We start from the raw sequence: 6,375 nt of genomic DNA on the forward strand, positions 1-6,375 counted from the left end.
GGCAACTGCCGAGCTGCGCACAGATCAGATCAAGAAGGCCTGCTGCTCCCACACCGGATGTCAAGCACGATCGCGACGTCGGATTTCGCTGATACAGCATCCTGGTCGTCCAGACCGACGCCAGGGTTCGCCGGCGGAGTCATCTGATGGTCGAGTCCGATCCCGCCAGGTAACTGCACGTCGGCGGGTCGGCGATAGTTAGACGAATACACATGAAATCCGGGTTCTCACCTATGGAATTGGCCGAGGTGGCTGCGTTGACTGGGGCCATGATCAGCAACACCCCTCCCTCTTCGGAAAGGATCACGATGGGCACCGAACCACATTCGTTGACCGCCAAGGATATCGAGTTCCTCGAACGCCCCCTCTACGGGTTTCTGTCCGTAGCCGACGGACCGACACCGCCCCAACCTCGGCCGGTGTGGTTCGAGGTCACCACCGAGGGCACAATCCAACTGTTCACCGACCCGGATTCGGTGAAGGTCTCGCGATTGCGGCACGACCCCCGCGCCTCGATCGTCGTCGCTGCCCCAGTGGGTGAACGAGAGCGCTGGGTTTCCGTCGCCGGCCACACCACCATCTCACCCGACGGAGCCCACGACCTGCTCTCCCGCCTGGCCGCTCGCTACTGGGACCTCAACGACGAGGGTCGAGCCGACGAACTCAACAAGATGCTGGCCGACAAGTGGTTTCTCATCACCATCGAGCCCGAAACCGTGAGCCGATTCTCGATATGACGGTCGTACTCTGTCAGGTACCTCGACCAAGGATCGCTGCGCCAACGTCGCGAGATCCTCTGTAGCGCTAGCGCAGTGAATCCGTAGCTAAATCAGCCCGGAACTGCCCAACCGCTGCCAGTGCGCTGGCACTGGGCGCGCTCGACCAGCCACCGGCAACTAGCATCCGTGTGAAACCTTCCGCACTCGAATAAAAAGGATTCCCATGGCTCGCAAAGTCGTTGTCAGCCTTATCGACGACTTCGACGGCACCTCCGACGCCGACGAGACCGTTACGTTCGCATTGGACGGACTCACCTACGAAATCGACCTGTCCGATACCAACGCCACCAAGCTGCGCGAAACGTTCGACCAGTGGCTCCCCTACGCCCGCCGAATCGGCCGCGCCAAGACTTCCACCGGTCGTCTCGCCGGAAGGAAATCCGCGAGCGCACCCGCCTCACGCGACGATCTCACCGCCATTCGCTCGTGGGCCAGCGAAAACGGTCACTCCGTCTCTACTCGCGGACGGATCGCCACAGACGTCATCGCCGCGTATGACGCAGCGTCGGCATAGAATTGGCAATATTTTCCCCGCTTACTGCACGATTCGGCATGCGCCCGATGATCGGCCCGCAGCCGCGCTGACCAGCGAATGATCGCGTTCGGGATCGCCGAGCGCGGTTGCTCGATAAAGTCGGCCGAAACTCGAGTTGGAGGTGAACGTGGGAGTCAAACAGCGGGCTACGGTGCAGATGAGCGCGGAGGAGATCGCGCAATTCCTCGACCGCAGCAGGGTGCTCACCTTGGCTACCCTCGATGCCGAGGGGAAACCGCATCTGACAGCGATGTGGTTCGGGCACATCGACGGCAAGATCTACTTCGAGACCAAGGCGAAGTCGCAGAAGGCGACCAACCTGCGCCGCAACCCGACCCTGACCTGCATGGCCGAGGCGGGCGACACCTACGACCAGTTGCGCGGCGTTTCGATCGAAGGAACAGCGCATCTGATCGAGGACCCCGAGGATGAGGAGTACTGGAACGCCGGAATCGACGTCTTCCGCCGCTACGTCGGTCCCTACACCGAGCAGGCTCGTCCCCTGGTCGAATCCATGATGCACAAACGCATCGTCGTTCGGGTCGAGCCGACGCGGATCCGCTCCTGGGACCATCGCAAACTCGGCCTGCCCGCCATGCCGCTCGGCGGCAGTACAGCTGGCCTTCAACCCTGATCGGTGTTCATCGGCTCAGCTGAGGCGACGAATGTGCCGTACCGACTTCCTCGACGGTGCACCGTGCGCGCCTACAACGGGCCGATGGTCGATCCGAGCGGTACACCGACTCCGCGGGGAGTCGGTGTACCGACAGCTCAGCGACTTCGTGAACTACCGATCACATCGCTTGCGCCGACCCGTAGCCGTAGGTCGAGCGGTCCTCGTCGCGGGCAACCAGTTTGCCGTTCACGTAAATCGCGGCGAACACGTAATGGGCGTCGGTGTGACTGATCGACGACCAGACGAACGATTCCTTAAGGAACTGCGCGTCGACGTTGCGGCACCACCGGTCACCCTCCATGGGCTCGGTCAGCGTGACGACCTCGTCGCGCTTGCCGAGAGAGTCGTAGTAGGTGATCTCGTTGCCTGCCTGCACATCGGAGCAGAAGACGTAGCGGATGCTGCCGTAGGCAGGGACGTCGGCGGCGTGGGCAACACCGGTGCTCGCAACAACGGCCCCTGCTAGGGCGCCCCCCGCTGCGATCATCGCGACAGTGCGCCGGGTAGCAGACCGTGTCATATCGAGTTGTCCTTTCACGAAACGATGTGCCGGCGGAATCCTCCCGCCAGCAGCAGTCCGCACGATGTACTCGCGTCGAGCGAACCGACCATTCAATCACACTGCGGTGCTTACCTTTTCAGGGACCGAGGCGCGGATGATCTACCGTCGAGGCGCAACCGGCTCGCCTTCGACAGCCATCTTCTGATCGGCCTGCAGGCCCAGGTCGACGAAGAACGCGGTGACGGTGTCGAGATCGGCTGGCGCTCAACGTAGTTGGCCACAGCACACCGATCAAGGAAAGGCTCGGGCGGCCTGGCCCCGTAGCCGCACACGAAAACCCGTAGTCGTGGGCGGTCAGCGACGAGATCGCGATTCGTCCAGTGGTGAAACACCATCCATGATCTCGGTCCACCACGTGTCGAGAGGGCTGGGTTCGGGCCACCGGACGACGGTCGTCTCGGTCGGCGTGGCCAGTTCTTGTCGGTCGGTGGCGTAGTCGGTAGGCATTGCTGTTCCTCGCAATAGGTCGGGCTGCGTGCGCTCAGTGGCTGCGGGTTCCGCGAGCCCGCAGCAGCGATCGAACCCAATTCACAGGTCAGGAGGTCGCGACCGCGGTCTCAGTGCCGGACTCGTCGTAGGTCAGCACTCGGCCGGCTTCGGGCCCACGGCCGGTGTCGGTCACGGTGAAGATCACGCGTTGTCCGGCGTGCAGGAGCTTGTAGCCCGGGGTGGCGACGGCGGTGTAGTCGCAGAACACCGCCGGTCCGCCCCGGTCGGAGGTCAAGAACCCGAACCCTTTCGCCTCGTCGAACCAGCTCACGTGACCGGGCTGCCAGTATCGGCATTCCCCGGCCTCGTGCTGGTGCGGGTCCGGGTGCGTGCGGTTCTCAGCAGGCAAGACACGAGAGGTCGTCGTCGGCATCGGGGACGCTCCAGGCTTGGTCGATACAGTCGGTGAGATCGGCGCCGCGCTCAGCCTCTTGGGGCACGGCGGTGACGTCGAGGCCTGATTCGCGGTCCGAATCCAAGACGAAGGTCTCCTGTTCGACGCGATCGGCCTCGGAACCACTCGGTAAGACGGTCATCGGGTCCTCCTCGAATCGGCTAGCAGGCGGGGGTGGAGGCGGTGGCCGGGTCCACAGGCCCGGCCACCGGACTGCGGGGAGTCGAATTCAGCTCATTCACAAGGGCTTCGGAGATCGTTCGATACGCACCACCTCACTTCGGTGTGGCACCGGTCGCGAACCGGTACGGCGGCTGCTACGAGATTGTGTGCGTGGTGAAGGGCTGCGCGCCGAGTGGGCGCTACCGACTGTCTGCCTCGGTGATCGAGGCAGACATCGCCGACCTCTCTCACGGACTCAGGCGTTGATCACCTGGGGTTCGCGGTCGTGATCGCGGGCGATCTCGATCTTGCGGGGTTTGGCCTTCTCCGCGACCGGGATCGACAGCCGCAGGACACCGTTGCGGTAGTCGGCGCGGATCTGGTCGGTGTCGAGGCTCTCGCCGAGGAACAACTGACGGCTGAACACCCCGCGCGGGCGCTCCGCGGCGATCATCGACCGATTGGCGTCGAGGCCGGGCCGCGACGCGCGCACGGTCACCACATTGCGTTCGACGTCCAAATCCAGCGATTCCGGGTCGATTCCGGGCAGATCGAACTCGACCACGAACTCATCGCCGTCGCGCCAAGCATCCATCGGCATCGCTGTCGGCTGTGCCGCTGTGCCGAACATCTGCTGGGTCCACCGGTCCAGATCACGGAAGGGATCGGTGCGCATCAACATGGTCGCCACCTCCAACTCACTCCATTCTCACTAGGATGATGATCAGATAACCTCTGTCATCTGACATAGATATTTTCTAGCACTCTACCTAGATGAGTGCAAGTACTGGAAGCAAGTAATCTAGGAGAGAATCCTAGGAATCGAGGTGAGGACACAGATGGTCTCCCCGCACAACTCAGGGCCGTCACCAGCACAGGCGGTGTATGCGATCTCCGTTGCCGCGGAGTTGGCCGGCATCGGGGTCCAGACCCTGCGCCTGTACGAGCAGCACGGACTGGTCACGCCCGCGCGTAGCGCCGGTGGCACCCGCCGCTACAGCGGCGAGGACCTGACGCGCCTGCACCGCATCACCACCCTTACCTGCGACGGGGTCAATCTGACCGCGGTGGCTCGCATCCTCGAGCTCGAAGACACCGTCGCTCGCTTACGCGCGGAACGGGATCGACTACGCGCCAAGTCGACCTAGCCTGCGTACCCACCAGCCAGTCGGCGGCGTTCGGCCCTGCCACCTCGCCGCGCTGGGCTGCTCGGAGCCAGCGACGCAGCCGAGTCTTTCGACGCAGCTGCCTCCGGTCATGCAGCAGCCGTGCGGATTACGCGGCGGCCCGCCAGCGCGGTCACGCCGAGAGTGATGCCCGTGCCAACGGCGATTGCGAGCGAATACGGCAGCGGTGCCAGCGCTGCGAGTGGGTCGCCGGTCTTGGCGATCGCGAAAGGTACGGTTCCCGCGATCGCACCGAGGCAGCCCGCGACGGCGCTGACAGTGATGGCTGCGACGGCTTCACAGATCAACATCCGCCGCGACTGCTCGACCGTTGCCCCGATCAGGTGATCCGCGCGACAACGACTAACCGTTCCAACCGCGCCTCGTGTGATTCGCGGTACCGAATTCGTCGCGCCCGGCAAACAGACGTCGGCGAAATTCTCAGCTATTCGAGTCCATCTCGAGAACTGGGGCACAGCCGGTCGACAGCGGCCGCGACCATCTCCACGGTGATCACGTGACATAAGCAGGCAGTTCCGAAAAGTCACTTTTGGCGCCGTTGACAACATGTGTCGCGCGATTTCGTCCCTCAGTGGAGTGACTGATCAGACCGCCCGGTTCAGACTTTCCCTACCACCGCCATACAGCGATGTGAGTCACATCAACCCGTGATCGTGGTTCACATCACAGCTGCTCTCCGGCCGGTGGATGATCAGATGGGACTTCACACATGTTTGCAACGAAGCAACGAATTCGGCGGACTGCCATAGCCACAGCGATCGTCGCCGGGCTATCGGTCGCCGGGCTCGCGCCTATATCGGCGAGCGCGGAGCCTGCCGTCTCGGACCTGCAGGCACTTGCGGATTCGGTGACTGCCGGTTTGACGCCTTCGGTCGACGGCCGACAACCCACAGCGATCGTTGACCCAGGTAGCGGCGCAGGAAGCGAAGCAGGTAGCGGCTCCGGTGGCTCCTCTGGCAGCGGCACTGCATGGGGAAAGAGCACAGCGGCAGCCCCAACGGGCGAAGGCCCGGAATTGACTGCTCCTTTGGCCGCGTTCGCCTACGGGCTCGCCAATCCTGATGTCGCACCGGTCGGTGCCAACAAGTGGGATTGCAAGCCGAGCGCAGCGCACCCGCGCCCGGTAGTTCTGCTGCATGGCAGCTGGCTCAACGTCTTCGACACTTTCAGCTCCCTGTCACCGCAGTTGTCCCGCGCCGGCTTCTGCGTCTTCGCTCTCAACTTCGGACGCTCCGGACTCATCGAGGGCGGGGGCCTTGCCGGCGTTCTCCCCGGCCGTTACGGCGTCGGCCCCATCGAGGATTCCTCACGTCAGGTCGCCGACTTCATCGAACGCGTACGCAACGCCACCGGCGCGGACCAGGTCGACATCGTCGGCCACTCACAAGGTGGCACAGTCGCGAACCACTATCTGAAATTCGAAGGCGGCGCCGACAAAGTCGGCAAGCTTGTCACCTTCGGGGCTGTCAACGGCCATTCGTAAGTCCCCGCTGGTGGCCAACGGGAAGTCCCCACCCCCAGGCGGGGGTGGGGTGCTCAGATCAGGGGCGCTCACCTGCTTTCGTGCGGTGTTTCATCCGGTAGGAATCGC

The 6,375-nt window shown here is 63.5% G+C and carries 11 protein-coding genes; 5 read left to right on the forward strand and 6 right to left on the reverse strand.

The window, feature by feature from the left end; translation table 11 throughout:
• The first annotated feature begins 308 nt into the window (after positions 1-308).
• From IBJ82_RS33220 to IBJ82_RS33230, 3 genes are all read left to right on the forward strand, one after another.
• Positions 309-737 carry a pyridoxamine 5'-phosphate oxidase family protein gene (locus tag IBJ82_RS33220; RefSeq protein ID WP_194829940.1) on the forward strand — a complete coding sequence of 143 codons (429 nt, stop codon included), beginning with the start codon at positions 309-311 and terminating at the stop codon, positions 735-737.
• A gap of 205 nt (positions 738-942) precedes the next feature.
• Positions 943-1,293 (forward strand): Lsr2 family protein, encoded by a 351-nt coding sequence (locus IBJ82_RS33225; RefSeq protein WP_194829941.1) that lies wholly within the window; start codon positions 943-945, stop codon positions 1,291-1,293.
• A gap of 148 nt (positions 1,294-1,441) precedes the next feature.
• The gene (locus tag IBJ82_RS33230; RefSeq protein ID WP_194829942.1) at positions 1,442-1,948 is read left to right on the forward strand and encodes a TIGR03618 family F420-dependent PPOX class oxidoreductase; all 507 of its coding nucleotides are present in this window, start codon (positions 1,442-1,444) and stop codon (positions 1,946-1,948) included.
• 160 nt (positions 1,949-2,108) lie between these two features.
• On the opposite strand, the gene IBJ82_RS33235 is transcribed toward IBJ82_RS33230, so the two are convergent.
• The 5 genes from IBJ82_RS33235 to IBJ82_RS33255 all read right to left on the reverse strand — a co-directional run bounded on the left by IBJ82_RS33235 (position 2,109) and on the right by IBJ82_RS33255 (position 4,279).
• Positions 2,109-2,510, reverse strand: coding sequence for a hypothetical protein (locus IBJ82_RS33235; RefSeq protein ID WP_194829943.1), 402 nt, complete (start codon positions 2,508-2,510; stop codon positions 2,109-2,111).
• Between the two features lie 336 nt (positions 2,511-2,846).
• Complete coding sequence (locus IBJ82_RS33240) at positions 2,847-2,999, reverse strand: hypothetical protein (protein ID WP_194829944.1); 153 nt, start codon at positions 2,997-2,999, stop codon at positions 2,847-2,849.
• A gap of 88 nt (positions 3,000-3,087) precedes the next feature.
• A complete protein-coding gene (locus tag IBJ82_RS33245; protein ID WP_370585589.1) occupies positions 3,088-3,312 on the reverse strand; it encodes a cold-shock protein in 225 nt (74 codons plus the stop codon).
• Between the two features lie 67 nt (positions 3,313-3,379).
• A complete protein-coding gene (locus IBJ82_RS33250) occupies positions 3,380-3,577 on the reverse strand; it encodes a hypothetical protein (protein WP_194829946.1) in 198 nt (65 codons plus the stop codon).
• A 276-nt stretch (positions 3,578-3,853) separates the two neighbouring features.
• Positions 3,854-4,279, reverse strand: a complete 426-nt coding sequence (locus tag IBJ82_RS33255; protein WP_194829947.1) for an Hsp20/alpha crystallin family protein — start codon at positions 4,277-4,279, stop codon at positions 3,854-3,856.
• Positions 4,280-4,436: 157 nt separating this feature from the next.
• Here IBJ82_RS33255 and IBJ82_RS33260 point away from each other — a divergent pair, with 157 nt between their 5' ends.
• Positions 4,437-4,745, forward strand: coding sequence for a MerR family transcriptional regulator (locus tag IBJ82_RS33260; RefSeq protein ID WP_194829958.1), 309 nt, complete (start codon positions 4,437-4,439; stop codon positions 4,743-4,745).
• 107 nt (positions 4,746-4,852) lie between these two features.
• Here IBJ82_RS33260 and IBJ82_RS33265 read toward each other — a convergent pair whose 3' ends face one another.
• Positions 4,853-5,074: a hypothetical protein gene (locus tag IBJ82_RS33265; protein ID WP_194829948.1), complete on the reverse strand. Its 222-nt coding sequence runs from the start codon at positions 5,072-5,074 to the stop codon at positions 4,853-4,855.
• A gap of 725 nt (positions 5,075-5,799) precedes the next feature.
• Here IBJ82_RS33265 and IBJ82_RS34985 point away from each other — a divergent pair.
• Complete coding sequence (locus IBJ82_RS34985; RefSeq protein WP_228538042.1) at positions 5,800-6,267, forward strand: triacylglycerol lipase; 468 nt, start codon at positions 5,800-5,802, stop codon at positions 6,265-6,267.
• The last annotated feature ends 108 nt before the right edge of the window (positions 6,268-6,375 follow it).

It is taken from the genome of Nocardia sp. XZ_19_231, assembly GCF_015355705.1.
In the GTDB taxonomy this organism is placed as follows: Bacteria; Actinomycetota; Actinomycetes; order Mycobacteriales; family Mycobacteriaceae; genus Nocardia; species Nocardia salmonicida.